The 25,955-nt window shown below is 47.8% G+C and carries 27 protein-coding genes and 1 tRNA gene; 9 read left to right on the forward strand and 19 right to left on the reverse strand.

What is annotated here, in order from left to right:
- Window positions 1-21: 21 nt before the first annotated feature.
- The gene (gene trxB, locus QUE61_RS07250; protein ID WP_286306575.1) at window positions 22-978 is read left to right on the forward strand and encodes a thioredoxin-disulfide reductase; all 957 of its coding nucleotides are present in this window, start codon (window positions 22-24) and stop codon (window positions 976-978) included.
- Here the strand turns inward: trxB and QUE61_RS07255 are convergent.
- The 3 genes from QUE61_RS07255 to QUE61_RS07260 all read right to left on the reverse strand — a co-directional run bounded on the left by QUE61_RS07255 (window position 975) and on the right by QUE61_RS07260 (window position 3,709).
- Entirely contained in the window at window positions 975-1,313 is a 339-nt protein-coding gene (locus QUE61_RS07255; RefSeq protein ID WP_286306576.1) for a helix-turn-helix domain-containing protein, read from the reverse strand. The two genes, trxB and QUE61_RS07255, sit on opposite strands and share 4 nt — an antisense overlap.
- Window positions 1,294-1,569, reverse strand: a complete 276-nt coding sequence (locus QUE61_RS09540) for a BrnT family toxin (RefSeq protein WP_353506487.1) — start codon at window positions 1,567-1,569, stop codon at window positions 1,294-1,296. Before QUE61_RS09540 ends, QUE61_RS07255 begins: the two co-directional genes overlap by 20 nt.
- A gap of 82 nt (window positions 1,570-1,651) precedes the next feature.
- Window positions 1,652-3,709 (reverse strand): sodium-translocating pyrophosphatase, encoded by a 2,058-nt coding sequence (locus tag QUE61_RS07260; protein WP_286306577.1) that lies wholly within the window; start codon window positions 3,707-3,709, stop codon window positions 1,652-1,654.
- Between the two features lie 187 nt (window positions 3,710-3,896).
- Here QUE61_RS07260 and ppa point away from each other — a divergent pair, with 187 nt between their 5' ends.
- The 3 genes from ppa (at window position 3,897) to QUE61_RS07275 (ending at window position 6,495) form a co-directional block, all read left to right on the forward strand.
- Entirely contained in the window at window positions 3,897-4,433 is a 537-nt protein-coding gene (gene ppa, locus QUE61_RS07265) for an inorganic diphosphatase (protein WP_215369759.1), read from the forward strand.
- Window positions 4,434-4,458: 25 nt separating this feature from the next.
- Window positions 4,459-6,090, forward strand: coding sequence for an NAD+ synthase (locus QUE61_RS07270; RefSeq protein WP_286306578.1), 1,632 nt, complete (start codon window positions 4,459-4,461; stop codon window positions 6,088-6,090).
- 66 nt (window positions 6,091-6,156) lie between these two features.
- A complete protein-coding gene (locus QUE61_RS07275; RefSeq protein WP_286306579.1) occupies window positions 6,157-6,495 on the forward strand; it encodes a P-II family nitrogen regulator in 339 nt (112 codons plus the stop codon).
- Here QUE61_RS07275 and QUE61_RS07280 read toward each other — a convergent pair.
- Both QUE61_RS07280 and QUE61_RS07285 read right to left on the reverse strand, forming a co-directional pair.
- Window positions 6,492-7,445 (reverse strand): helix-turn-helix domain-containing protein, encoded by a 954-nt coding sequence (locus QUE61_RS07280; RefSeq protein WP_286306580.1) that lies wholly within the window; start codon window positions 7,443-7,445, stop codon window positions 6,492-6,494. The two genes, QUE61_RS07275 and QUE61_RS07280, sit on opposite strands and share 4 nt — an antisense overlap.
- Window positions 7,446-7,587: 142 nt before the next feature.
- On the reverse strand, window positions 7,588-8,205 hold the full coding sequence (locus QUE61_RS07285) for a response regulator transcription factor (RefSeq protein ID WP_286306581.1): 618 nt from the start codon (window positions 8,203-8,205) through the stop codon (window positions 7,588-7,590).
- Window positions 8,206-8,342: 137 nt separating this feature from the next.
- Here QUE61_RS07285 and QUE61_RS07290 point away from each other — a divergent pair, with 137 nt between their 5' ends.
- Both QUE61_RS07290 and ilvD read left to right on the forward strand, forming a co-directional pair.
- The gene (locus QUE61_RS07290; RefSeq protein ID WP_108508877.1) at window positions 8,343-8,507 is read left to right on the forward strand and encodes a rubredoxin; all 165 of its coding nucleotides are present in this window, start codon (window positions 8,343-8,345) and stop codon (window positions 8,505-8,507) included.
- A gap of 47 nt (window positions 8,508-8,554) precedes the next feature.
- Entirely contained in the window at window positions 8,555-10,234 is a 1,680-nt protein-coding gene (gene ilvD, locus QUE61_RS07295; protein ID WP_286308327.1) for a dihydroxy-acid dehydratase, read from the forward strand.
- Window positions 10,235-10,298: 64 nt separating this feature from the next.
- On the opposite strand, the gene QUE61_RS07300 is transcribed toward ilvD, so the two are convergent.
- The 8 genes from QUE61_RS07300 to QUE61_RS07335 form a co-directional block, all read right to left on the reverse strand.
- Window positions 10,299-10,787: a copper chaperone PCu(A)C gene (locus QUE61_RS07300; protein WP_286306582.1), complete on the reverse strand. Its 489-nt coding sequence runs from the start codon at window positions 10,785-10,787 to the stop codon at window positions 10,299-10,301.
- 63 nt (window positions 10,788-10,850) lie between these two features.
- A complete protein-coding gene (locus QUE61_RS07305; RefSeq protein ID WP_286306583.1) occupies window positions 10,851-11,222 on the reverse strand; it encodes a DUF2946 family protein in 372 nt (123 codons plus the stop codon).
- A 78-nt stretch (window positions 11,223-11,300) separates the two neighbouring features.
- Window positions 11,301-12,788 carry a tripartite tricarboxylate transporter permease gene (locus QUE61_RS07310; RefSeq protein WP_286306584.1) on the reverse strand — a complete coding sequence of 496 codons (1,488 nt, stop codon included), beginning with the start codon at window positions 12,786-12,788 and terminating at the stop codon, window positions 11,301-11,303.
- A 50-nt stretch (window positions 12,789-12,838) separates the two neighbouring features.
- Window positions 12,839-13,354, reverse strand: a complete 516-nt coding sequence (locus QUE61_RS07315) for a tripartite tricarboxylate transporter TctB family protein (RefSeq protein WP_286306585.1) — start codon at window positions 13,352-13,354, stop codon at window positions 12,839-12,841.
- A 78-nt stretch (window positions 13,355-13,432) separates the two neighbouring features.
- Window positions 13,433-14,443 carry a Bug family tripartite tricarboxylate transporter substrate binding protein gene (locus tag QUE61_RS07320; RefSeq protein ID WP_286306586.1) on the reverse strand — a complete coding sequence of 337 codons (1,011 nt, stop codon included), beginning with the start codon at window positions 14,441-14,443 and terminating at the stop codon, window positions 13,433-13,435.
- Window positions 14,444-14,627: 184 nt separating this feature from the next.
- Window positions 14,628-14,703: transfer RNA gene (locus tag QUE61_RS07325), tRNA-Thr, on the reverse strand.
- 71 nt (window positions 14,704-14,774) lie between these two features.
- A complete protein-coding gene (gene pepN / locus QUE61_RS07330; RefSeq protein WP_286306587.1) occupies window positions 14,775-17,432 on the reverse strand; it encodes an aminopeptidase N in 2,658 nt (885 codons plus the stop codon).
- 32 nt (window positions 17,433-17,464) lie between these two features.
- On the reverse strand, window positions 17,465-18,052 hold the full coding sequence (locus tag QUE61_RS07335) for a TMEM165/GDT1 family protein (RefSeq protein WP_286306588.1): 588 nt from the start codon (window positions 18,050-18,052) through the stop codon (window positions 17,465-17,467).
- A 113-nt stretch (window positions 18,053-18,165) separates the two neighbouring features.
- On the opposite strand from QUE61_RS07335, the gene QUE61_RS07340 reads away from it, so the two are divergent.
- Together QUE61_RS07340 and QUE61_RS07345 are read left to right on the forward strand one after the other, a co-directional pair.
- A complete protein-coding gene (locus tag QUE61_RS07340; protein ID WP_286306589.1) occupies window positions 18,166-19,503 on the forward strand; it encodes a heterodisulfide reductase-related iron-sulfur binding cluster in 1,338 nt (445 codons plus the stop codon).
- 3 nt (window positions 19,504-19,506) lie between these two features.
- Window positions 19,507-20,112 (forward strand): DUF3501 family protein, encoded by a 606-nt coding sequence (locus QUE61_RS07345; protein WP_286306590.1) that lies wholly within the window; start codon window positions 19,507-19,509, stop codon window positions 20,110-20,112.
- Here QUE61_RS07345 and ald read toward each other — a convergent pair.
- The 4 genes from ald to QUE61_RS07365 form a co-directional block, all read right to left on the reverse strand.
- Entirely contained in the window at window positions 20,092-21,234 is a 1,143-nt protein-coding gene (gene ald / locus QUE61_RS07350) for an alanine dehydrogenase (RefSeq protein ID WP_286306591.1), read from the reverse strand. The two genes, QUE61_RS07345 and ald, sit on opposite strands and share 21 nt — an antisense overlap.
- A complete protein-coding gene (locus QUE61_RS07355) occupies window positions 21,231-22,631 on the reverse strand; it encodes an amino acid permease (protein WP_286306592.1) in 1,401 nt (466 codons plus the stop codon). The genes ald and QUE61_RS07355 overlap by 4 nt, the downstream gene beginning before the upstream one ends.
- A 266-nt stretch (window positions 22,632-22,897) precedes the next feature.
- A complete protein-coding gene (locus tag QUE61_RS07360; RefSeq protein WP_286306593.1) occupies window positions 22,898-23,044 on the reverse strand; it encodes a hypothetical protein in 147 nt (48 codons plus the stop codon).
- Between the two features lie 183 nt (window positions 23,045-23,227).
- Window positions 23,228-24,004, reverse strand: coding sequence for a tRNA threonylcarbamoyladenosine dehydratase (locus QUE61_RS07365; RefSeq protein ID WP_286306594.1), 777 nt, complete (start codon window positions 24,002-24,004; stop codon window positions 23,228-23,230).
- Window positions 24,005-24,026: 22 nt separating this feature from the next.
- On the opposite strand from QUE61_RS07365, the gene pdxH reads away from it, so the two are divergent.
- Window positions 24,027-24,674, forward strand: coding sequence for a pyridoxamine 5'-phosphate oxidase (gene pdxH / locus QUE61_RS07370; RefSeq protein WP_286306595.1), 648 nt, complete (start codon window positions 24,027-24,029; stop codon window positions 24,672-24,674).
- 11 nt (window positions 24,675-24,685) lie between these two features.
- On the opposite strand, the gene msrA is transcribed toward pdxH, so the two are convergent.
- Together msrA and leuE are read right to left on the reverse strand one after the other, a co-directional pair.
- Window positions 24,686-25,219: a peptide-methionine (S)-S-oxide reductase MsrA gene (gene msrA / locus QUE61_RS07375; RefSeq protein WP_286308329.1), complete on the reverse strand. Its 534-nt coding sequence runs from the start codon at window positions 25,217-25,219 to the stop codon at window positions 24,686-24,688.
- A 34-nt stretch (window positions 25,220-25,253) separates the two neighbouring features.
- Window positions 25,254-25,925, reverse strand: a complete 672-nt coding sequence (gene leuE, locus QUE61_RS07380; protein WP_286306596.1) for a leucine efflux protein LeuE — start codon at window positions 25,923-25,925, stop codon at window positions 25,254-25,256.
- Window positions 25,926-25,955 lie beyond the last annotated feature (30 nt).

Consider the following 25,955-nt stretch of genomic DNA (forward strand, 5'->3'; position numbering starts at 1 on the left):
TTCGAACTCTATAATTTAGGGATGACGACAACGACCAAACACTCCAAAGTTCTGATCCTGGGTTCCGGCCCAGCTGGCTACACCGCAGCGGTCTATGCCGCCCGCGCCAACCTCAAGCCCACCTTAATTACTGGGCTCGCCCAAGGTGGCCAGCTCATGACCACCACCGATGTGGAAAACTGGCCAGCAGACCCCAATGGCGTTCAGGGACCTGAACTCATGGATCGTTTCTTAAAGCATGCCGAGCACTTTAATACCGAGATCATTTTTGATCATATTCATACGGCGGCTCTCACCGAAAAGCCGATTCGGTTAGTTGGCGACTCAGGCACTTACACCTGTGATGCGCTCATTATCTCCACTGGTGCCTCTGCTCAATATCTTGGGCTCCCCAGTGAGGAGGCGTTCATGGGTCGGGGTGTATCGGGTTGTGCAACCTGTGATGGCTTCTTTTACAAGGGTCAAGATGTGTGCGTAGTCGGTGGCGGTAATACGGCCGTTGAGGAAGCGCTTTACCTCACCGGTATTGCCCGAAAAGTGACAGTCATTCATCGCCGCGATAAGTTCCGTGCTGAGCCGATTCTGAACGATCGCTTGATGGCGAAAGTGGCTGAAGGTAAGGTCGAACTCAAACTCAACGCCACCCTCGATGAAGTCTTGGGTGATGAAAAAGGGGTTACGGGCGTGCGTATCAAAAAACAGGATGGCAGCATGGAAGAAATTGCGGTATCGGGCGCCTTCATTGCGATTGGTCATAAACCCAATACTGACTTATTTGTAGGTCAGCTTGACATGAGCAATGGCTACATCAAAACGCACTCGGGCTTAGAGGGCAATGCCACGGCAACCAATATCCCCGGTGTCTTTGCAGCTGGTGATGTCCAAGATCACATCTATCGTCAAGCCATTACCAGTGCAGGCACGGGGTGTATGGCAGCGCTCGATGCGCAGCGTTATTTAGAGGGCCTTGACAGTTAAGCCGTTAAAGCAATTAAAGCCAACTCGGGGGAGCGATCCAGTATCCGCAAAAGTGCTCGAGCAGCTCCCGTAGGCGCGCGCTTGCCTTGCTCCCAATTGCGGATTGTTTCGAGTGGCACCCCAATTTTTTGAGAAAACTCTAGCTGGGACAAGCCCATTTTCTTTCTAACGCGTGCCGCATATTTTCCAGCATCACGCATTGCCATGGCATCATCACTTTTTTTATGCCGCGCAATATCAATCTCGGTTGTTGCATCAATTAATTTTCGATTAATTCGCCCTCGAACCTTTTTTCGTGGCGCATTAAGATCAATACTAACTCGAACTTTTTTCATACTTTCTTACCTCTCTAGCATTTGCTCTTCGGGCAGAAATGATTCGAATAACATTCAATCGATGAGTGAATATAACAACAAAACACTTTTCATCTAACTTTCCGATTAATCGAAAACGGTCCTCACCGTAATCCCACCTATCATCTGTTTCTACCAGTCGACAGGGATCCCGAAAGACATCTATAACAGCCTCAAAATCAAATCCTCTTTGAATATAACAATCATCGCTTTTTAATTGATCCCATTCGAAGTCCATTGCCTATGGTAGTTCAATGAACTACTATTGTCAAACAAAAAACCCAGAATGAATCTGGGTTCTTCGTCTTGGTGAGCTCCTATTAACGAACCACCGGTAAGAGCGGTACGATCAATAGTGCCACGATATTAATGATCTTAATAAGTGGGTTGACTGCTGGGCCCGCAGTATCTTTGTAGGGGTCACCTACGGTATCGCCCGTCACGGCAGCCTTGTGGGCTTCCGAACCTTTGCCGCCATAGTTACCCTCTTCAATGTATTTCTTGGCGTTATCCCAAGCGCCACCTCCGGTACACATGGAGATTGCCACAAAGAGTCCCGTAATAATCGTACCCATCAAGAGGCCACCCAATGCGGCAGGTCCTAAGAAGAGGCCCACCAGAATGGGGACCACTACTGGTAAGAGCGAAGGAATAATCATTTCCTTAATCGCTGCCGAGGTGAGCATGTCCACCGCCTTGCCGTACTCTGGCTTTGAAGTTCCTTCCATAATGCCGGGGATGTCTCTGAACTGACGACGCACTTCCTCAACCACAGCACCGGCGCAACGGCCTACTGCCTCCATGGCCATGGCACCGAAGAGGTAAGGAATCAAGCCGCCAATAAAGAGGCCAATGATCACCATGTGATTGGAGAGATCAAAGGTCACTTGCTGACCAATCTCCTCTAGGGCATGGGTGTAGTCCGCGAATAGCACCAAGGATGCGAGACCCGCTGAGCCAATCGCGTAACCTTTGGTCACCGCTTTGGTGGTGTTACCCACCGCATCTAATGGGTCAGTAATATCACGTACCGAGTCGGGTAAACCTGCCATCTCAGCAATGCCACCAGCATTGTCGGTAATTGGACCATAGGCATCGAGGGCCACCACAATCCCTGCAAGTGAGAGCATAGCGGTTGCGGCTACTGCAATACCGTAAAGACCTGCTAGGTAATACGCAGCAAAGATCGCAATGCAAACAAAGATGACTGGGTATGCAGTCGAGCGCATCGATACACCCAAGCCCGCAATGATGTTGGTGCCATGACCCTTGGTGGAGGCTTCGGCAATGTGTTTGACCGGTTTGTAATCGGTACCGGTGTAGTACTCCGTAATCCAGACCAAGCCAGCGGTGAGCAATAGACCAACAATCGACGAACCAAATAAGCGCCACTGACTACCTGGAATCCCTAAGGCATCGTCAGGAATAATCCACTTTGTGACAAAGTAGAAACCCACTAATGAGATGACGCCTGAGATGATTAAGCCTTTGTACAAAGCAGGCATGACATTTTTCATACCAGGGCTTGCTTTAACAAACGAGCAGCCAATGATCGAGGCAATGATCGAAATGCCGCCAAGGACCAATGGGTATACCACCGCTGCAACTGGGGCATTCATCACCATGAGTGCACCCAAGACCATGGTTGCAATTAAGGTCACTGCATAGGTCTCAAATAAGTCGGCTGCCATTCCAGCACAATCGCCTACGTTATCACCCACGTTATCGGCAATCACTGCGGGATTGCGTGGGTCATCTTCTGGAATACCGGCTTCGACTTTACCCACCAAGTCAGCACCGACGTCTGCGCCCTTGGTAAAGATGCCGCCACCGAGACGCGCAAAGATCGAAATTAAGGAAGAGCCAAAGGCTAAACCAATTAAGGGATGCAACACATCCGAGAGATCCTGACCACCACCCATTGAAACCAGTAGCATGAAAAACACTCCGACCCCAAGAAGACCCAAACCGACTACAAGCATGCCGGTAATGGCGCCGCCTTTGAAAGCGACATTCAATGCTTGGTTCATGCCTTGAGTGGCTGCTTGCGCAGTACGCACATTCGCGCGCACCGAGACGTTCATGCCAATGAATCCGCAGGCGCCCGATAACACAGCGCCGATCACAAATCCGATCGCGGTTGCCAAATCGAGGAAGACCGCCATCAGGATGGTCAACACCACACCCACAATCGCAATCGTTTTATATTGGCGCGCCAGATAAGCAGCCGCACCCTGCTGAATCGCTTCCGCAATCTCGACCATGCGGGCATTACCCGTGTCTTGCTTCAAGATCCAGGTGCGCATCACAAAGCCGTAGACCACGGCAATCACACCACATGCTAAGGCAAAATACAGACCTACAGTCACATCACTCATGCTAAATCACTCCTACTTGGTTGAGGATTCAATGTAATTTTGATACGACAATCTAGCGATTTGTTTGCAGGCTTAAAATAGCAACTTAATCGCTTTCAAAAGTATCCAACAGATTTAGTGATTTGCCACTTTGCTAAGATCAGGGTATCTACTAAGCAGACCGTTTTTTATTTAATTTGGAGCATGTATGAGTCTTGATAACGTTACCCCAGGAAAACGGGTTCCCGAGAACTTTAACGTCATTATTGAAATCCCCATGAACGCCGACCCCATCAAATACGAGGTCGATAAGGAAACCGGGGCGATCTTTGTGGACCGCTTTATGGGTACTGCGATGCACTATCCCTGCAATTATGGCTACATCCCCAAGACCATTGCAGGGGACGGCGATCCAGTCGATGTCTTGGTGATTACACCCTTTCCGTTGATCCCTGGCGTGGTGGTCAGCTGCCGTGCGCTGGGTGTTTTACAGATGAACGATGAAGCTGGTGATGACGCCAAGTTATTAGCCGTTCCCGAGGATCGCATTTTGTCGATCTATAGCCATTGGGAGAGCTCCGAGGACATCAACCAAATGCGTTTGAATCAGATTCAGCATTTTTTTGAGCATTACAAAGACCTGGAAAAAGGGAAGTGGGTCAAGGTCAAAGGTTGGGGCTCGATTGCCGATGCCCACAAAGAGATTACCGATGGCATGGCCCGCTATCAGAAAGAGAAGGCATAAGCATGAATCGTGCATGGTGTAGGTTATGAGTCAGCGCACTCATTCCCCCATGCGGATTGCAATGGCGCAACTCAATCCTCTTTTAGGGGATTGCGCTGCTAATGCACAGGCAATTTTTCAGGCGGCGCACGTTGCCCATCAACATGGAGCCAGTCTCCTTTTAACACCTGAGCTCTCTTTAACTGGCTACCCTCCAGAAGATCTATTACTGCGCCCCGGATTTATTCAAGAAACGCGGACTGTCCTTCAGTCTCTGTGCGAACAACTTCAAGAGTTGCGTGGATTAACGGTAATTGTGGGTCACCCCTGCGAATCCGATGCCGGCCTGCGTAATGCAGCATCAGTAATTACGAATGGCAAAGTGATTACTACTTACTTCAAACACGAATTACCCAATCACGAAGTGTTTGATGAGAAGCGTTATTTTGTGGCAGGTGAAAATGCCTGCGTTTTTGAGCATCATGGTTTAAAACTGGGCGTTTTGTTATGTGAAGACATTTGGCATTCAAAACCAGCGCGTCTAGCCAAGGATGCGGGGGCGCAAATGCTGGTGGTACTCAATGCCTCGCCCTATCATCTGCAAAAAGAACATACACGCTACGAACTACTGAAACAGCAAAGTCAGACCTGCGGTTTACCCATCCTCTATCTCAATATGGTGGGCGGGCAAGACGAACTCGTTTTTGATGGTGGATCCTGTGCTGTGAACTCTCACGGCGAGCTGGTTTTTGCCATGTCGCAGTTTCAGGAGGGAGTCGGATTTATTGAGCCTGTAGGAAGCGAACCACAACGAGGTGCGATTGCTCCTGCATTAACGCTCGAAGCACAAGTGTATGCCGCACTCGTGATGGGAACGCGTGATTATGTTCGCAAAAACCGTTTTCCAGGAGTCATTCTTGGTTTGTCGGGTGGCGTAGATTCTGCTTTAGTGCTAGCCATTGCGGTTGACGCACTCGGGTCAGATCAAGTGCGCGCAGTTATGATGCCATCGCCTTACACCGCTGAAATTTCCTGGCTGGATGCCCGTGAGTTGGCATCCAATCTAGGCGTGCAATACGATGAGATTTCAATTCAGGAGCCGGTAAAGGCTTTTGAAGATGCATTACGAGTCCAGTTTGCCAATTTACCGAGCGACACCACGGAAGAAAATATTCAGGCACGGGTGCGCGGCACCATCTTGATGGCCCTCTCTAATAAAACCGGTCGCTTGGTTCTCACCACGGGCAATAAGAGTGAGATGGCCGTTGGCTATTGCACCCTCTACGGCGATATGGCCGGCGGCTTTGCGGTGATTAAAGATATTGCCAAGACTTTGGTCTATCAATTGTGTCGCTATCGCAATCAAATCAGGCCAGTGATCCCTGAGCGGATTCTGACGCGCGCACCATCCGCAGAATTACGCCCCAATCAAACCGATCAAGATAGTCTCCCCCCTTACGAAATTCTGGATGCGATCTTGGCGCGTTATATGGAGCAGAACCAATCCAGCGCGCAGATCATTGCAGCAGGCTACGATTCTGCGGCAGTGCAAAAAATTACACGCCTCATTCAAATCAATGAATACAAGCGTCGTCAGGCACCCCCAGGCGTGCGCATCACTGCACGCGCTTTCGGACGTGATTGGCGCTACCCGATTACATCAGGCGCCAAACTCTAGCCCTAAAAAAGATGGGGAAATGAGTAAGTCATCGTCCTTGAGTATGATTGAGTCTAAGGAGACACTATGAAACTAATCACATCCATCATTAAACCCTTCAAACTTGATGAAGTTCGCGAGGCACTTGCCGAAGTTGGTGTAACAGGCCTCACCGTTACCGAAGTGAAAGGCTTTGGTCGTCAAAAGGGTCATACCGAACTCTATCGTGGCGCTGAATACGTGGTCGATTTTTTACCCAAGGTAAAAGTTGAAGTGGTCGTGGCGGATAACCTGGTTGAAACTGTCACCGAGTCCATCATCAAAGCAGCGCGCACTGGCAAAATTGGTGATGGCAAAATTTTTGTCAGCCCAGTTGAGCAAGCCATTCGGATTCGGACTGGCGAAGTAGACGACGCTGCGGTTTAAAACGACACTTCCTCTAAGATAATGCTCTTGGAGTTGAGATTATCAATTTTGACTTTGTACCCCTGAAAAAATAGATCTGTTTGACCTAAGCTAGAGGTCATGACCACAAAGGGGGCTTTTCCATAAAAGGAATACGAGCCTCCTGCTTCTAAGCTCTTTTTCTCAAGTTTGCCACTTGCATCTTTTACGCAGATTGTTTGCGCACTTCGGCTTTGCACATGAACCATATTGCCAGGCTTTGATGCAGAAGACGTGCGGTAACTTTTAGAGGCGGGATCTTCAGATGGGCAACTATCGATTGCCTGTGAAGTATTAAGCTGAGGAGCGAGCGCAATAGCGGTCGGGTTGGGTTTTGCCGCCTCCTCCTTTTTTGGCTCTGCTGAAATTGTTTCCGATGGCAGCTTGGCAATCTCAGTTGGCTTGATAGGCTGCGGCTCATTCATATTGAGAATCACGATTGCAATCGCAGCAACTACGGCAGCGCCACCAAAGTAATAAAGACTGCGATTTTTTTGAATGACCGGTGGAGGAGTTTCTTCAAATCGCTCCAGTTGCTCTACTCTTTGTTCGGCATTCTTTTTTACTGCTGCAGGTTTCTGCTGGGATTCTTTTTTCTCTACAACCTCAGTAGCATTTGGTTTCGCTTCAGGTCTTGAAGATGCCTTTGCAGCTTCAATCACGCTTTCTTGGGAAGCCTTTGCTGCCTCAACCAAGTCAGGTCCAAAATCAAATACCTCTTCATGACTGATGCCTAGCTCATCGGCGACACGTTTTGCGGCATTGGCTTTAATCGCTAGTGAATAGAAATGGCTCTTCTCACCATTTTCAAGCTGCTCAATTTGTTTAACAGAAAAGCAGACCTTGCTCGCCAATTCAGAGACAGTGAGTCCCTTGGCTTCGCGAGCCTTTTTGAGTACTCCTCCCCGAACATCTGGAACACGTTTATTCATCACCAAATGCGTCTCGCTTTTTATTTAATTTTTATTATTATTTTTATTAGAATCAATACCTTATATTTTTAGCGTAAATTCTATTTATATAGCAAATATTACATAAATTCCCATATTTGGCTATTTACTTCAAGGCTAATATTTACTTGGCCAGATTAGCCTCCAAATAGAATTTCACCAAATCCTGCAGGGAGTGGGCTTGCATCTTTTCCATGACCCTGGCTTTGTGAACCTTGATCGTGGCATCGGTCGTACCCAGGCGTTCGGCAATTTCTTTATTCCTGAGGCCTTCCACGAGCAAAGTGCACACCTCTTTTTCTCGAGGAGTCAGCGTATTAAAGTTACGCTTAATTTCCCCATCTTTTAAATTACGCTTGAGCTGTTTCTGGTCGTAATCAAGGGCTTGATCGATAGCCTGCAAGAGCTCATCAATATTGAAGGGCTTAAACAGAAAATCCAGCGCACCCTTTTTAAGACCTTTGACGATCTGCTGGGGATGGCTTTGGCCACTTAAGAATACGATAGGGGTTTTACGACCCAACTTCTCCAATCGCTCCATCAGATCCAGACCATTAAGATCCGGCATTTGCATATCAAGCACAATCACAGCGGGCGCAACCGGTAATGAATTTTGTAAAAACGAGGTGGCACTCTCAAAATCTTGAACGATGTAGCCAACATCGCGCAGCATCCGCGCCAATGAATCCCTCATCGAGTTGTCATCATCGATGAGATAGATGGTGCCGGTTAATCGCGTCATCGCTTATCATTACCTTGAAATTACTTATAGATCAACAATGTAACGCCCCGTAACCGAGCTGGCTATTAGCCATGAGGCTAATTTTGCCGGAGATCCCTAAAATATCCTTTCTATCCCAATCAGTGAATCACAATTCTATGAGAACCTATCTTTGCATTGTTTGCGGTTTTATTTATGACGAATCAGCGGGTCGGCCCGAGGACGGCATTGCACCTGGCACTAAATGGGACGATGTCCCTGCCGACTGGGCCTGCCCCGATTGTGGCGCAGGAAAAGATAGCTTTGAAATGATGGCAATTTAATCGCGGAGATCGAATCAATGGCAGACCAAAAACAAGCCCCAAAACGTATGAATGAGCGTTCCCGCATGGTGACCGAAGGGGTTGCGCGTGCACCCAATCGATCGATGTACTACGCGATGGGCTACAAAGAGGAAGATTTTGTGAAACCGATGGTGGGCGTGGCCAATGGCCATTCCACCATTACACCGTGCAATAGCGGTCTCCAAAAGTTAGCCGATGCCGCAATCGATGCCTTAGAGAAAGCAGGCGCTAAGGCCCAAGTATTTGGTACGCCCACGGTTTCTGACGGCATCGGCATGGGCACCGAGGGCATGAAATACTCCCTTGTTTCACGCGAGGTGATTGCGGACAGTATTGAGGTTTGTGTCAACGGTCTTTGGCAAGACGGCGTGGTGGTCATTGGCGGCTGTGACAAAAACATGCCAGGCGGCATGATTGCGCTAGCGCGCACCAACGTCCCTGGAATCTATGTATACGGCGGCACGATCAAAGCAGGTCATTACAAAGGTAAAGAACTCAATATCGTTTCTGCCTTTGAGGCCGTTGGTGAATTTACCTCCGGACGCTTAACCGAGGAGGACCTCAAGGGCGTTGAGCAAAATGCTTGTCCAAGCAGTGGTTCCTGTGGTGGCATGTATACCGCCAATACCATGAGCTCCTCGTTTGAAGCCCTAGGGATGAGTCTGCCCCACTCCTCAACCATGTCCAATGTTGATCAAGAAAAGGTCGATAGCGCCGCCGAATCAGCTCGCGTATTGGTTCAAGCGATCAAAAATAATATTCGGCCGCGCGACATCATTACCAAAAAATCTCTTGAGAATGCGGTGAGCGTCATCATGGCTGTGGGTGGTTCGACCAATGCCGTCTTGCACTTCTTGGCAATTGCAAGCGCAGCGGAAATTGATTGGACCATCGATGACTTTGAGCGAATCCGTAAACGCGTCCCTGTGATTGCTGATATGAAACCCTCGGGTACCTATTTGGCACCCGATCTGCATTTAGCGGGGGGCATTCCTCAGGTCATGAAGATTTTGCTAGATGGCGGCTTACTCCACGGTGATTGCATGACTATCACTGGCAAAACGATTGCAGAGACTCTAAAGGATGTTCCATCTAAACCTCGAACTGATCAGAAGGTCATTCGGACCTTAGATAACCCGATTTATGCTCAAGGTCACCTCGCCATCCTCAAAGGCAACATCTCGCCCGAGGGTTGCGTTGCAAAAATTACCGGCCTCAAGAATCCATCGATTACTGGTCCTGCGCGAGTATTTAACTCCGAAGACGAGGCGATGGCCGCCATCATGGCCCAGGAAATTAAACATGGTGATGTGGTCGTGATTCGGTATGAGGGCCCCAAAGGCGGTCCCGGCATGCGAGAAATGTTAGCTCCCACTTCCGCTCTCGTCGGTCAGGGGCTTGGTGAGACCGTCGGACTGATTACCGATGGGCGCTTCTCAGGCGGTACCTGGGGAATGGTCGTCGGTCACGTAGCTCCTGAAGCCTTTGTGGGCGGCACGATTGCCCTCATTGAAGAGGGTGACTCGGTCACAATCGATGCGCACAAGCTACTAATCCAGCTCAATGTGCCAGACGAGGTGATTGCCAAACGGCGCGCCGCCTGGAAACAGCCAAAATCCCGTTATACGCGCGGTTTATTGGCCAAATATGCCCGTTTAGCGAGCTCTGCCAGCAAAGGGGCTGTTACCGACCGAAATCTAGATTAATGAACTTCGCTCGATACAGCCTGAACCGCTCACGGCGAGACAGGCTGTATGACCGGGAGTCTGACTAGTGCTTCAGGTGGCCCGAACCCGAGCTCATATCACGCACGGGGACTTTGATTTCAACTTCACCGGCCTTCTGGAACTTCAATTTAACGGGGACCGCTTCGCCTGCTTTTAATGGGGTCTTGATATCCATAAACATCAGATGCAAACCACCTGGCTTAAGGTCCACGGAGCCATTAGCCGGTACATCAATCGCCTTCACCTCGCGCATTTTCATGACGTTGCCATCCATTGCCATAGTATGCAATTGCATCTCGCCAGCCACAGGAGAGCTTGCTGCAATCAATTGATCGGCAGCCCCTTTGTTTTCAATCTTCATAAATCCGCCAGCAGCTTTTTGCCCAGGGGCCGTCGCACGCGCATAAGGGTACTCAATCTTGAGTTGTCCAAGTCGATACTCAGGATTCTTCATATCGTTATGTGCCAAAGAGTAGCCTGAGAATGCGATCAAGGCGCTTGCTGTCACTGCTTGTAAAAAGTTGATGCTCATACTGAATCCTTCAAATGAAAACTGCATTACATGAGGGGGCGAATCAAACCCCTGCCGATGAAATCAGATGCAATAGTTTGAAGGCGGCCCCTGAGAGGGGAGTTTGACCCACGCAAAGAGAGTTTTGGGAGACTCCAAATAGAGACTGGGAGTCAAAATAGGTATTGCAGGGCTTGCAAATCCAAGATTGGTTAGTAGGTTCAGTGGCGCCATTGATTGCACGACACAGTAGGGACAGTCGCTGGCCATCGTAGTCGGCGCTTCGGTATCTAAATTAACGGTTTGCTTGGAACCATCCACCACACACAGTTCCATGGTCAGAAAATTTGTATTGGCCGAATGGAAAAAGGCTTGCGCCATCGACGGAGTAATAACGCTCCATGAAAAGGCAATAGCGCATAGCCAGTGAATCAATTTTTGATGGGGAAAATGCATATCGCTATTTTATCCAGAATACCTTTGGATAAAGAAAGGGGGCTTGCGCCCCCTTTTTATTTGAATCAAGCTCAAAATTTAAGCTTTCTTCTGCCTTAATTTTGAAATTAAAGGCCAGAACAAGAGGATGATTGCAAGTAAGGTGATGCTACCAACCAGGTAGTTTGAGAAGAACACGTTCAAATTACCTTGAGAGATTAGCATCGCTTGACGGAAAGAGTCTTCGGCGCGATCACCCAACACTAAGGCGAGAACCATCGGCGCCATCGGATAGTCAAGTTTCTTAAAGAGATAACCCAGTACACCAAAACCTAACATGAGCCATACATCAAACATCGCGTTATGAACTGTAAATGCACCAACTGCACAAACCACAATGATCACTGGAGCGATGATTGAGAATGGGATTCTTAAAATTGAGGCGAAAATTGGTACACAGGTTAATACTACAAACAAACCGGCAATATTACCCAAATACATACTAGCAATTAAGCCCCAAACAAAATCTGGCTTCTCTACAAATAAAAGTGGGCCTGGTTGTAAACCCCAAATGAGGAGACCGCCCAACAGAACTGCGGCAGTAGGTGAACCCGGGATACCCAGAGAGAGCATGGGCAGAAGGGCCGCTGTTCCAGCGGCATGCGCCGCTGTTTCGGGGGCAACAATACCTTCCATCTCGCCCTTACCAAACTTGTCTTTGTTCTTAGACATTTGCTTCGCTACCCCATAACTCATAAATGAGGCAGGTGTCGCTCCACCAGGGGTAATACCCATCCAGCAACCAATTAAACAGCTACGCAGGGATGTTGCCCAATATTTTGGCAACTTTGCCCATGTTTCAAAAACAACTTTTGCACGAATCTTGGCACTCTTACCGGAAAATGAAAGCCCCTCCTCCATGGACTGCAAAATCTCACCAATTCCGAATAAACCAATTACTGCAATCAAGAAATCAAAACCGCGCATTAGTTCAGTTGAGCCAAATGTTAGCCTTAGCTGTCCAGTAACGGTGTCCATACCGACAGAAGCTAATGCAAAACCAAGCATCATGGCAGAAATGACTTTGAAGGGTGAGCCCTTGTTCATGCCCACAAAGCTGCAGAAAGTTAATAAATAGACAGCAAAAAACTCAGGGGGTCCGAACTGCAATGCGAACTTGGCAACTAGTGGGGCCAAGAAGGTAATCATAATGATTGCGAAGAATGCGCCAACGAAAGAGGAGGTGAATGCGCCGGTTAAGGCCTCACCAGCTTTGCCATCTTGGGCCATAGGGTAGCCATCAAAGGTGGTTGCTACGGACCAGGGCTCACCCGGAATATTAAAAAGGACGGACGTGATTGCGCCACCAAATAGAGCTCCCCAATAAATACAGGAGAGCATAATAATCGCTGAAGTTGGGGGCATCGTGAAGGTGAGAGGTAACAAAATTGCGATTCCATTTGCTCCGCCAAGCCCTGGTAATACGCCAATGATGACGCCTAGGGTGACGCCAACAAGCATCAACAAAATATTGAATGGCGACATCGCAACAGCAAAGCCTCCAAATAGGGCGTTAATTTCTTCCAACGTCAGCTCCTTAGTATTAAATCTTTATCGTTATTGATTTTTGTCTTGTATTACTGCAATCCGAATATAGCCAGTGGATTAATTAAGGATCCATGGGGCAATGGTATTTGGAACCAATATTCAAACATCATGAATAAGGCGACACTGACTCCCAAACCAACTGCAGCAGCTTTCCAGAGCGCGTATTTGCCGAGCCAAACCATAAAAATAGCGATGTAAAGGGCTGAAGCTACATAAATACCAATTAATTGAACGCCAAGGACGTATAAAGCTGCAGGAATTAAAACTGAGAGAACTTGGCGTAAAGGCTCTTTATCAACGAAAGCCTCTTCAGCCTGCTCTTTATTTTTAAATGCTTGGAATAACGTGATCGAACTTGAAACCAAAATAATTAGACTGATATAGAAGGGAAAATAGCCGGACTCTGGGCCATCACTTCCCCACTTTGCCCCCAATTTAAGACTTCCAGTCATCACCACAAAGCCGATGACTAAAAATAAAAGGGCAATGATGATTTCCATCGATCGCATACTAATTACAGAATTTTGATTTGAGTGATCAGACATACTTTGCTCTATATAAAAATTAATTCAAACTTAAAAAAATAAGACCCCGTTCAGAGGTCTTATTTAGTAACAAACAAATTACTTAGCCAGGAATCCAGCTTCCTTCATCAGCTGAGCATGGAGAGCGGCATTTTTTTCCAACCAAGAATTAAAGTCTTTACCGGTCATAAATGTCTGATTAAAGGCTCCATCAGCCATAAACTTCTTCCACTCAGGTGTTGCACGCACTTTATTGAACAGGTCGATGTAAAAATCGACTTGTGCTTGCGTCACACCAGGTGGCATAAAAATACCGCGCAACATGACGTAATCCGTGTTCACACCAACCTCTTTACAGGTTGGAACATCATTCCACGATTGGGTAGGGGTGATTTTTTCCTTGTATGGCATGCGCTCAGTATCAAACACACATTGAGCGCGTAACTTACCAGCACGCCACTGAGCAACAGCTTCAATTGGATTATTAACCGATGAATCAATATGATTACCAACCAACTGAACTGCTACTGCGCCACCGCCTGCGAATGGAACATACGTGAACTTCGCGCCGGTTGCTTTCTCAAGCGCTACGGTGATAATCTGGTCCTCTTGCTTAGAACCAGTTCCACCCATCTTGAACTTGCCAGCACCAGCTGCTTTTGCTGCATCAATATATTCCTTAGCAGATTTATATGGCTTTTCAGCGTTAGTCCACAATACGAACTGGTCAAGTGCCAACATGGCAACTGGGGTCATTTCTTTCCAGCTAAATGGCACACCAGTTGCAAGGGGGGTAGTAAATAAATTGGAGAGGGTGATGATAATTTTATTTGGGTCACCTTTAGCCTCTTTAATTGCCAAGAAACCTTCCGCACCAGCTCCCGCACCCTTGTTTACAGGAATAACCGACTGCTTCATCAGATTATTTTTAGAAATAATTCCCTGAATCATCCGTGCCATTTGATCGGCGCCGCCTCCGGGACCTGCTGGGATAATAAATTCTACTGGCTTAGTTGGCTCCCATTTCGCCTGAGCTTGTGCAGTAGTTGCAGCTGCAAAACCGGCAATTAGGGCAACACTTAGTACTGTTGACTTGAATTTCAAACGCATGGCTGCTCCTCCAAAAAGTTTTTCAAAGTATTAGTTTTGTCATGTAGCAACTTTGATGACTAATTCTTCAATAAAAGTTTTAGACAAAAATTGACAGACATCAACAAACGAAAATTTTCACATAAGTAAAACCCGTACTGACTAGTGAAAACCCGTACTTTAGGCATTTATTTGAGGGGCAACTTGGTGCCGGAAATAGGAATCGAACCTACGACCTTCGCATTACGAATGCGCTGCTCTACCAACTGAGCTATTCCGGCATAAACCTTGAGAAAAAGGTTACATGAAGCCTGTAATTTTATCCTAGCAAAATCAATGCCTTGATCGGGAGCTAGGATGTATGCATTACCAATGCTTTGGTGACAACCTCGCGAACATCAGGAGAAAGGCGGTTAGCTGCTGCTACGGTCTCCAGTGCCACTTTCATCGGTCTTTGATAACGCGGTGCAAACTGCCGCCAGCGGTCCAAACCGCGGGCGAGTCGTGCCGCTACCTGAGGATTGATCTCATCAAGTGCAATGACCTGCTGTGCCCAAAAGGCATACGTCACGCCCTCGGCTCCATGAAATCCACCTGGGTTACTCAAACAAAAGGCATGAATGAGGCTACGCACCCGATTGGGGTTATTCATCTGGAATGCAGAATGACGCATAAGCGCCTGAATGTGATCAAGCACCGACTGACTCTTGGTTTGTGGAGGTCGAGTGGCTTGCAAAGCAAACCACTTATCAACTACGAGCGGATCATCGGCAAAGCGCTGATAAAAATCCGCTAAGGCATTCTCAGCCTGCGGTGCGTGAGCGAATACAAGGGCCTGTAATGCTGCAAAGCGATCGGTCATGTTGTTCGCTAGCTCGTACTGTTCTTCAGCCACCTCATACCACTGAGCGTCCTTGGTTTCCAAAAGCATCGTGAGCGCATCATTTTTGAGAGCGCGCCGACCCATACTCCTCGCATCTGGACTGTATTTGACCGAGGTTTGAAGTGATCGATAGATTCTTTCCCAATCGGATTTCAGCGCATTTGCTAGAGTTGACTTAAAACCTCTACGCGCCCAATGTAATTTCTGAGGATCAACCGATTGAACCTGCTCATACAAATAAGTTTCAGCTGGCAGAGTAAAGAGAAGTTGCTTAAATGCTGGGTCCAGTTGCGGATCAACCAGCAATCCACGGTAGCCCTCTTGCAATCGCTGATCTGGCTCTCGGTCTGTCAAGATCAATTGCTGGGCTAACTTTTGCACAGCCTCCCAGCGGTTAAAGGAATCTGTTTCATTGGCCATGAGAGCAAGCAACTCCGCCTCACTTTGCTCATGCTCCAGCACAATCGGTGCCGAGAAATCCCGATTGATCGACAGCACGGGTTTAGCAGGAATATGCTTTACCGCCCAGGTTTGCTCTGGCTGGGTCAGCTCCAGCAATACCTCTTGACCAAAATACTGAGCTTCTTTTGAACTGATGGATGTACCTGGTTCAAATAACAAACTGGCTTTCAATGGAATATGAAATGGCTTTTTTGTCTTTTGCCCGGGAGTCGGCGGGCAAGATTGCTTGAGGGTCAAGCGGTACTCGTGCTTGCGCGAATCAAATTGCTCCTTGACTTGAACCCGTGGGGTGCCCGATTGGCTGTACCAATTTTTAAACTGACTGAGATCGCGCCCATTGGCGTCTGCCATCGCGGCGATGAACTCATCGCAGGTGACCGCCATACCGTCATGACGCCTGAAATACAAATCCATACCGCGACGAAAGCCATCGACGCCGAGCATCGTTTGATACATGCGCACCACTTCGGCGCCCTTCTCATAGACAGTAACCGTATAGAAATTATTGATTTCTTGATATTCGTCAGGACGAATCGGATGGGCCATGGGTCCCGCATCCTCAGGAAACTGCAACTGGCGCAATAAACGCACGTCATCAATGCGTTTAACGGCCCTGCCAGACTCTGTGCCCATTTGATCGGCTGAAAACTCTTGATCCCGAAAGACCGTTAAACCTTCTTTCAGCGACAACTGAAACCAATCCCGACAAGTGACCCGGTTACCCGTCCAATTATGAAAATACTCGTGCGCTACCACGCTCTCTACGTTGGCAAAATCGGTATCCGTCGCCGTTTGCGCATCCGCAAGTACAAATTTGGTATTAAAGATATTGAGACCCTTGTTCTCCATCGCCCCCATATTGAAATCACTTACGGCCACAATCATGAAACGCTCTAAATCAAGCTCTAGCCCAAAGCGTTTCTCATCCCAGACAATTGATCGCTTTAGCGAGTCCATCGCGTGATGGGTTTTATGGAGGTCGCGGGACTCAACCCAAATTTGCAACAGTTTTTTATGACCACTACAAGACGTAATGACATCCTCTAAGCAAACCAATTTGCCAGCCACTAAGGCAAATAAATAGGAAGGCTTTGGAAATGGATCTTCCCAGATGGCGCTATGCCAACCATCAGCCAAATCCTCTTTGGCAATCAAATTACCATTCGAGAGCAAGACTGGGTAATCTGCTTTGAGTGCTCGCAAGGTCACTCGGTAGCGTGCCATTACATCGGGGCGATCCTGGAAATACGTGATTTTGCGAAAACCTTCTGCTTCGCACTGCGTAAAGAAATTGCCGCGCGAAACATATAGCCCCATCAATGAGGTGTTTTTCTCGGGAATGCATGCGGTTTTGATTTCAATCACAAAATTTTGCTTACCTCGATTAGGTAGGCTATGAATCACCATGCGACCGGGCGTTAACTCCAAATGACGATGCGTCTCGCCATTGATACGCAGGCTAATGAACTCAAGATCTTCGCCATCCAAGATGAGGGGAAGCTCGTCTTTAGTAGTTTGCGTTACCTCACTCGGGATCACCTCAATGCGACTATGCACGAGGGTACGTTGGGGCATTAACTCAATATCGAGTTCTACTTGGCCAAATTGATAATCCGGGGCTTTGTAATGAAGGCGCAAAAAGCGCTTTGCAGAATCAGTTCGCATGAAATGATTTTAGTTGGATCTTGACTTGACGCTTACGCGAGATCCCCGCCCCAAACTAGGGTCACCATTCCAAGCAGAATGAAAATCATAGCCGCAATGCGATGCACCCACGTAATTGGTAAGCGCTTAGTAAATTGTTTGCCAAGCCAAACTGCCGGGGCATTTGCCAGCATCATGCCAAGTGTGGTTCCGATAGTTACGGACACAACACTGTCGTACTTCGCACCCAGAGCAATTGTGGCGATTTGGGTTTTATCACCCATCTCGGCAATGAAAAATAGAGTAGTGGTCAAAACAAAAATTGCCCAAGCTCCTTTTGCTGGTTTTGCTGCTTGGTCTTCATCGAGCTTATCGGGGACCAGTAGCCAAGCACCAAGGGCTAAAAATCCAATTCCCAGAATCCAACGGAGTAAATCAGGGCTAAGTAGCCCGGCAACCCAATGCCCCACATAGGCGGCCAGGGCATGATTAACTAAGGTTGCGAGCAAGATCCCCCAAATAATCGGCCAAGCATGTTTAGGGTAGCGCGCAGCGAGCATCAACGATAAAAGCTGGGTCTTGTCCCCGATTTCCGCCAGGGCAACGACGCCAGTGGAAATCAATAATCCATAAAAATCCATATAAATCAGTAATTTAAATAAAAACTATCAATATTTTTAATTAATACAATTTGGCTATCATAGGAAAAAACCCTAAACTGCGTTCATCTTAATTTTTCCTCGAAAGCAATCCCATGACTTTACGCGAAGGTAATCTCGAAGCCCCAACCAGACACCCCTTGGACTGGACGAATCCAGACTTCTACAACACCGAAAAGCTTGAAGCCGAGATGGAGCGGGTGTTCGATCTTTGCCATGGTTGCCGTCGCTGCGTGAACCTGTGCGGCTCATTCCCCACCCTTTTTGATCTTGTCGATGCGACCGAAGAAGGTGAAGTTGAGGGAGTAGCGAAAGCAGATTATCAAAAGGTGGTTGATCAGTGCTATCTGTGCGACGTATGTTATATGACCAAATGTCCCTATACCCCACCTCACCCATGGAATATTGATTTCCCACACTTAATGTTGCGCGCCAAAGCGGTCGCCTTCAAAGAGGGTAAAACGACTTTCCGTGACAAGCTGCTCTCATCCACAGACAAGCTAGGTCAATTTGCAGGCATTCCAATCGTGACCCAAGCAGTCAATGCCGTCAATAATTTAGGTGTTACTCGATTAATGATGGAAGGCGCCCTGGGCGTTGATAAGAAAGCATGGGTTCCTGAGTATGCTGCTAAGACCTTCCCACAATTGGCGAAGGCATCGGCAGCATTTCCGGTTAAAGATGGTCAACGGACCCCTGGCAAGGTAGCCATCTATGCAACCTGCTACATCAACTACAACGAGCCTGGTATTGGTCAAGACCTCATCAAGATTCTGAATCACAATCAGATTCCATATGCGCTGGTTGATAAAGAGGCCTGCTGTGGCATGCCTAAACTCGAATTGGGTGACCTTGAGTCCGTGAAGGAAAACAAGGAAAAGAACATTCCTAAACTTGCCAAATTGGCGCGTGAAGGCTACGCCATCGTGACTCCAATTCCTTCCTGCACCTTAATGTTCAAACAAGAACTGCCATTAATGTTCCCGGATGATGCCGATGTGCAAGTAGTTAAAGATGCCATGTGGGATCCTTTTGAGTACTTTATTGCTCGCAGCAAAGATGGTCTCTTAAATCAAGACTTCAAAGAAGAATTAGGCCATGTCAGCTATCACGTTGCCTGCCATTCGCGCGTACAAAATGTCGGCCAGAAGACCGCTGAAGCATTGAAACTTATTCCAGGGACTGAAGTGAATGTGGTTGAGCGCTGCTCAGGCCACTCAGGAACATGGGGGGTAAAGAAAGAGTTTCATGCGATGGCAATGAAGATTGGACGTCCAGTGTTCCGCAGCATGGCTGAAGAATCACCGAACTATATTAGCTCCGACTGCCAGCTCGCTGGGCACCATATTGCCCAAGGGATGGATGAACTGGGTTTGCCGAAGACCGCCATGGCGCATCCACTCACTCTCATGGCCAAAGCATACGGACTCTAAATCATGACAACAGGATCAATTGAAATGGGAAAAATTACTCGCAATAGTTTATTAAGCCTGGAGGCTTATCACAAAGCACGCCCTGAAATGAGAGCGCGCGCCATTGCGGAACGCAAACTGCGCACCGTTCACTTGGGCGAGCATCTCACACTGATTTTTGAAAACGAGTTCCTAATGCGTTACCAGATTCAAGAGATGTTACGCGTTGAGAAAACCTTTGAAGACGAAGGCATTCAAGATGAATTAGATGCCTACAACCCAATGGTACCCAGTGGTTCAGACTTCAAGATCACCATGATGATTGAGTACCCTAATGAAGCCGATCGACGCGTAGCACTTGCTAAGCTGGTTGGCGTTGAAGATCAGATCTTTATTGAAGTTGAAGGTCAGCCACGGGTCTACGCGATTGCCGACGAGGATTTAGAGCGAGCAACGACCGAGAAAACCTCGGCCGTGCACTTCCTGCGCATTCCATTAACACCTGCCATGAAAGAGGCACTAAAGGCCGGCGCTCAAATGATGGTGGGTTGCGACCACAAGGGATACCCCATGCATGTCGAAACCCTCCCCCATGAAACACTCGCCTCCTTAGTCACAGACCTCGACTAAATCGGGGCGCAGTAAAGCCTCATCTGCTGAGACGTACGACCGCTTCTGCGCCCGAGCGACTGGTGCAGAAGTGAGTTGTCCTTGATAGACGCTTAACCCATTCCTCAAGTGTGAGTTCAGGCGCAGTGCCTCCATTACCCCAAGGTTGGCAATCTGTTCAATGAAAGGATAGGTCGCATTGGTTAAACCAATTGTCGATGTTCGAGCAACAGCACCCGGCATATTGGCCACACAATAATGAATCACTCCATGCTCAACATAAGTAGGCTCTGCATGGGTGGTGGGTCGTGAGGTCTCAAAGCAACCGCCTTGGTCAATCGCTACATCGACCAAAACAGATCCGGCTCGCATCTGCCGGATCATGTCCTTGGTCACTAATTTGGGAGCTGAGCCACCTGGCAGCAACACTGCACCAATCACCAAATCACTATCCCTAACTGCATTCTCAATGCTCTGTTGATCAGAGAATAAGGTTTGTACCCGATTACCGTAGAGCGCATCAATCTGCCGCAATCGATCCAAGTCGCGATCCATGATGCTCACGTGCGCGCCCATACCAACTGCAATTTGTAAGGCATGACGTCCTACAACACCTGCACCCAAGATCAATATCTTTGCAGCAGCAACCCCAGGAATGCCCCCCAACAATAATCCAGAGCCTCCTTTGGATTTCTCCAAATGCGCCGCACCCGCCTGAATGGACATCCGCCCAGCCACCTCACTCATGGGCGCCAACAGTGGCAATGCACCGCTCGATGAGGTCACCGTCTCATACGCAATGCAAATGGCTTTGGACTCGATTAATGCTTGTGTCTGGACTGGATCGGGGGCTAAATGTAAATAGGTAAAGAGGGTTTGATCCTCGTGAAGCATGGCACACTCCTGTGGCTGCGGCTCTTTCACTTTCACAATCAACTCAGCATCTGCAAAGACTGTTTGCGCATTTTCGATGAGCGTTGCTCCCGCTGCTTGGTACTGCTCATTCATAAACCCAATGTGAGCACCGGCATTTTTTTCGACCAATACCGCGTGGCCCTGGCGGGTAAGGCCATGGACTAGACTGGGTGTTAAGCCAACTCGAAACTCATTGTTTTTAATTTCTTTTGGAATACCAATAATCATTTTTGCTCTCCTAATTGAAGTACATGTTTTTTATCAATCCCCAATACGAAATACAGGATCAAATAAATGGTTAATAAGATCGGGCCCACAATGAGTGCCATACGTGCATCCTCATGAAAACTCATCAAAACAATGACAAGCGCGATGAAGGCCAAGGCAAACCAGCTGGAATACGGCCACCATGGAGCGCGATACGATAGTTGGGCAAGTTGGTCCTTGCTAAGGCTGGCCCGAAAACGATAGTGGGTATACAGAATGGAAATCCAAACCATAAGGCCCACAAAAGTAACGGCTGCCATCATGTAATGGAATGCCTTCTCAGGGACAAAATAGTTCAACACGACACCCACCATAGGTACGCAAACCGTTCCGATCACAGCGCGATGCGGAACACCGCTGTTGGATAACTTTACAAAAGGCTTTGGTGCATACCCATTAGCCGACAGGGCGTATAGCAAGCGTCCGCCACTAAATACACCAGCGTTACAGGCTGATAAGGCTGCGGTAATGACTACGAAATTAATAATACCTGCAGCCTCACGCAAGCCAATGCGCTCAAACATGGCCACAAATGGACTACCTTGTTGACCGACTTCATTCCAAGGAAAGATAGCTAAGATCACCATCAGTGCGCCCAGATAAAAAATCAGAATGCGCCAGATGAGCGAATCTATTGCCATCGGAATCGTCTGTTTTGGATTTTGTGCCTCACCCGCAGATAAGCCGATCATTTCAATGCCGACATAGGCAAACAGCACCATATGCAAGGAGAGCAAAAATCCGCTAAAGCCGTTAGGAAAGAATCCGCCATGCTGCCAAAGATTACTTAGCCCCATCGGTACCCAATCATTGGTAAACCCAAAGAAGATGACCGAGCAGCCCAGAGCAATCATCAGCACAATCGCCATAATTTTGATGAGCGCAAACCAAAACTCAAACTCACCAAATACTTTGACAGCAATCAGATTAATGAGCCCCATGAGGATGATGGACGATAGCGCCCAAATCCATTGCGGTATGTCTGGGAACCAAACACCCATATAGATACCAACTGCCGTAACTTCTGCAATGGCCACTACCACCCAGTAGGTCCAGTATCCCCAACCCACCATATATCCAGCTAAGGGATTGACATAGGTATTGGCATAAGTGGCAAATGATCCCGTCACCGGTTCATGGACAGCCATTTCACCTAAGGTTCGCAAAACCACAAATGCAACCATGCCAGCCAAGAAATAGGCAAGCAAGATAGATGGTCCTGCAATTTGAATTGCGGTGGCAGATCCTAAAAATAATCCGACACCAATTGTCGAACCCAAAGCCATTAAGCGAATGTGTCTGACTTTGAGATGGCGCTTTAGGCCTTCTTCATTCTTCTCCAAGGGAACTCCTTTCATGATGACGGTGGCACAACGCCACCGCATGAAAGTCTATGGAGCGAACACGATTGAAACTAGTGCTTGAAAACTATAGAAGTATCAAGAATGAAATTAATAATTAAGCAATTTTGAGAAACCGCTGAATAATCAACGCATATTGCAATAATAAAAGTAATTGCTTACAGAAAAATCAACAAATTCTTACAGGGATAGCCCTAGTCAATCTGGGCAAATTTTGGATAAAAAAAACCCCAGCAAGCTGGGGTTCTATGAGACAAAAAGGATTACTTCTTGTCAGCTGGCTTAGCAGCAGGAGCAGCAGCAGCTGGCTTAGCGTCTTTCTTGTCATCTTTCTTAGCAGCTGGAGCAGCTTGAGCGAAAACACCAGCAGAGAACAAACCAGCAACTAACATAGCAACGATCTTTTTCATGTAAAACTCCAAAGTAAAAATTAATAAACGTAGTCTCCTACGGAAATACAACAGCCTAAGAAAACCAATGTAGCTACGAATGGCTTTCATTAGGTTAGTTCATTAACGCTTCTAAAAAACAAAGGGTTGACAAACCAATTACCTGAACATCATTTCAAGTAAATCAGGAGTTTAGCAAAAATATTAAGCTTGCAAGTTGGCTATTTGGGCAAGGCAAGCTGCGGCGGCTGCAAATCCAAACCCTGCAGTGACGGTAACCCCGGAGCCATATCCGGAGCATTCCAAACCCCCACCGGCTGCGCCCCTCCTGGCTTCGGATGAGTAAACGGCCTGAATTCCCATGGATTTCTTCAAATCCCTACTAAATGAGTGGTTTTTACGCAATTGGGCTCTGATTTTGGCTAACAAAGGGTCTTGGGTAGTTTTAGATAAGTCGGCAATCTGAATTCGGGTGGGGTCAACCTTGCCGCCTGCCGCTCCACACATCACCAATGGAATCTGCTGACTTTTACAAAAACTAGCAAGCGCTACCTTCGCCGATACATCATCGCAAGCATCTAATACCAATGAGCCTATTGGAACGATCTGCTCCAAATTGGCTGGCTCTGCAAACACATCGTGCATAGTGATCGAAATATTTGGATTAATTGCTTGAAGACGCTCAGCCATGGCCAACACCTTGGCCTTCCCAAAACTTCCCTCAATGGCATGCAACTGACGATTAATATTACTTGGGGCAATGTGATCAAAATCTACTAAGACCACATGCCCAACAGCGGAACGCGCCAAGGCCTCAGCAGCCCACGAGCCAACCCCGCCCAAACCAATCACTACAACGGTGGTGCGACCAAAAGCGGTAAACGCATCCTCGCCGTACAGGCGAGCAACCCCTGCAAATCGTCGATCTGCGGTTGAATTAGCTTCACAGGCGGTATCGTCAACTACTCTTTCGTTTGCCATAGGCTCTCTTTATACTCAATCCATGAGCTCAATCAGTAAAAACCTAGCCGATTTACGGAAAAACTATACCGCAGGGCAACTTTCGGAACATGAGGTGCCGGGAGATCCGATCAGCCTATTTGAAAGCTGGTTTGAGCAAGCAAGTCAGGCAGAGTGTCCAGAGCCTAATGCGATGGTGCTTGCTACAGCCGATGCATCAGGTACGCCGTCTGCCAGGGTGGTTTTGTTAAAAGGAATCAGCCAAGGCGATTTTTGTTTCTTTACGAATTACGATAGCCAAAAAGGGCGAGAGCTCGCCGATCGCCCGCAAGCGGCACTCCTCTTTCATTGGCACGAGCTAGAACGCCAAGTACGGATTAATGGGATTGTCTCCAAACTGAGTGCGGCTGAGAGTGATGATTACTTTTTTCAACGCCCCCCGGCCTCTCGTATAGGCGCCTGGGCTTCACCCCAAAGCCGAGAGATTGAAAGTCGTGCTTTTTTAGAACAAGAAGAGTTACGGTTTAAAGAACAATTTGGAGAGAACCCCCCGCGACCAGTCCAATGGGGGGGATATCGTTTAAAGCCTGAGAAGATCGAATTTTGGCAAGGTCGCCCCTCCCGTTTGCACGATCGTATTTTGTATACCAAGGCTCAAGAGGCATGGCGCATTAGTCGCCTAGCGCCTTAGAATGGATTTACTCAATCTTTAAGTAAAGAAGAGAAGGTCTTTTTAAACTTACTGACCTTGGGTCCAACGACCGCCATGCAATACCCTTGAAATGGGTGATTGCGGTAGTAGTTCTGGTGATAATCCTCCGCGGGATAAAAAATAGGAGCCATGATCACTTCGGTAACAATCGGATCAGAGAAGTGTCTTTGCTCCTCAAGCTCTTTAACTAGCTCATTGGCGATTTGTAATTGCTGCTCGTTAAGTGCATAAATCACGGAGCGATATTGCGTGCCTACATCATTGCCCTGGTAGTTCAATGTGGTTGGATCATGAATCACAAAAAAGATTTCTAGCAACTGCCGATACGAAATGATGGTGGGATCAAACTCAATTTGAACAACCTCGGCATGACCCGTTGACTCTGAACAGACTGCCTCGTAACTTGGATTGGCAACATGGCCACCAGCATATCCCGAGATCACATGCGTAACGCCCTGAACCCGCTGATAGACCGCCTCAAGGCACCAGAAACACCCGCCACCCAATATTGCTTTCTCCGTCATCGTTGCCACAAATACTCTCCAATCATTCGTGATCTTAATTACCCATGAGTAAGCGTAACGCAAAATAGATAAACAAGATGCCAACCCCAAACCAGAGCACGGCTGTCCATTGTGGATGACGCTCAATGCGATAAGCCAGAGTTTCACCAAGCCAAATCAATACGCCTAAGTAGGTGATGCTAATCACCTGCAAGATGATGGCGAGGTATAAAAAACTCAGGGCCGGATTGGCAAACTGTGGATCCACAAACTGGGTAAAGAAGGAGATGAAGAAAAAAATGGCTTTGGGATTAGTAAGGGATAAGCCAAGCGCAGCCACAAATGGATGCATTTGCATGAGTCGCATGGAGCTTGTTTGCGAACTATTTTGTGGGGAAATCTTTTGCAAACGACTCCAAGCGGCTCGGATCAGGCCCGAAGCTAGCCATAGTAAGTAAATCGCCCCCAGCCAGCGTAATGCCATAAAGAGGCCAGGAGAGTTTTGTAAGAGCGATGCGGCCCCTAAAACAATGGCCACCATCAGAATCGAATCGCCCACCACAATGCCGCATGATGCCCACGCTCCGGCCCTCCAGCCCAGCTTGGAAGAGGCTGTCAGGACATAAAGGGAGTTTGGGCCCGGTAATAAAACAATCGCAATGGTGCCCAAAATATAGGTCGGCAACTGCACGACGCCCACATGCGTCAAATTCATCCAATCCAGCATGACTAGATCATAAACAGGAAACGTGTCATA

Origin of the sequence: Polynucleobacter sp. HIN5, from assembly GCF_030297555.1 — a bacterium.
Lineage (GTDB): Bacteria > Pseudomonadota > Gammaproteobacteria > Burkholderiales > Burkholderiaceae > Polynucleobacter.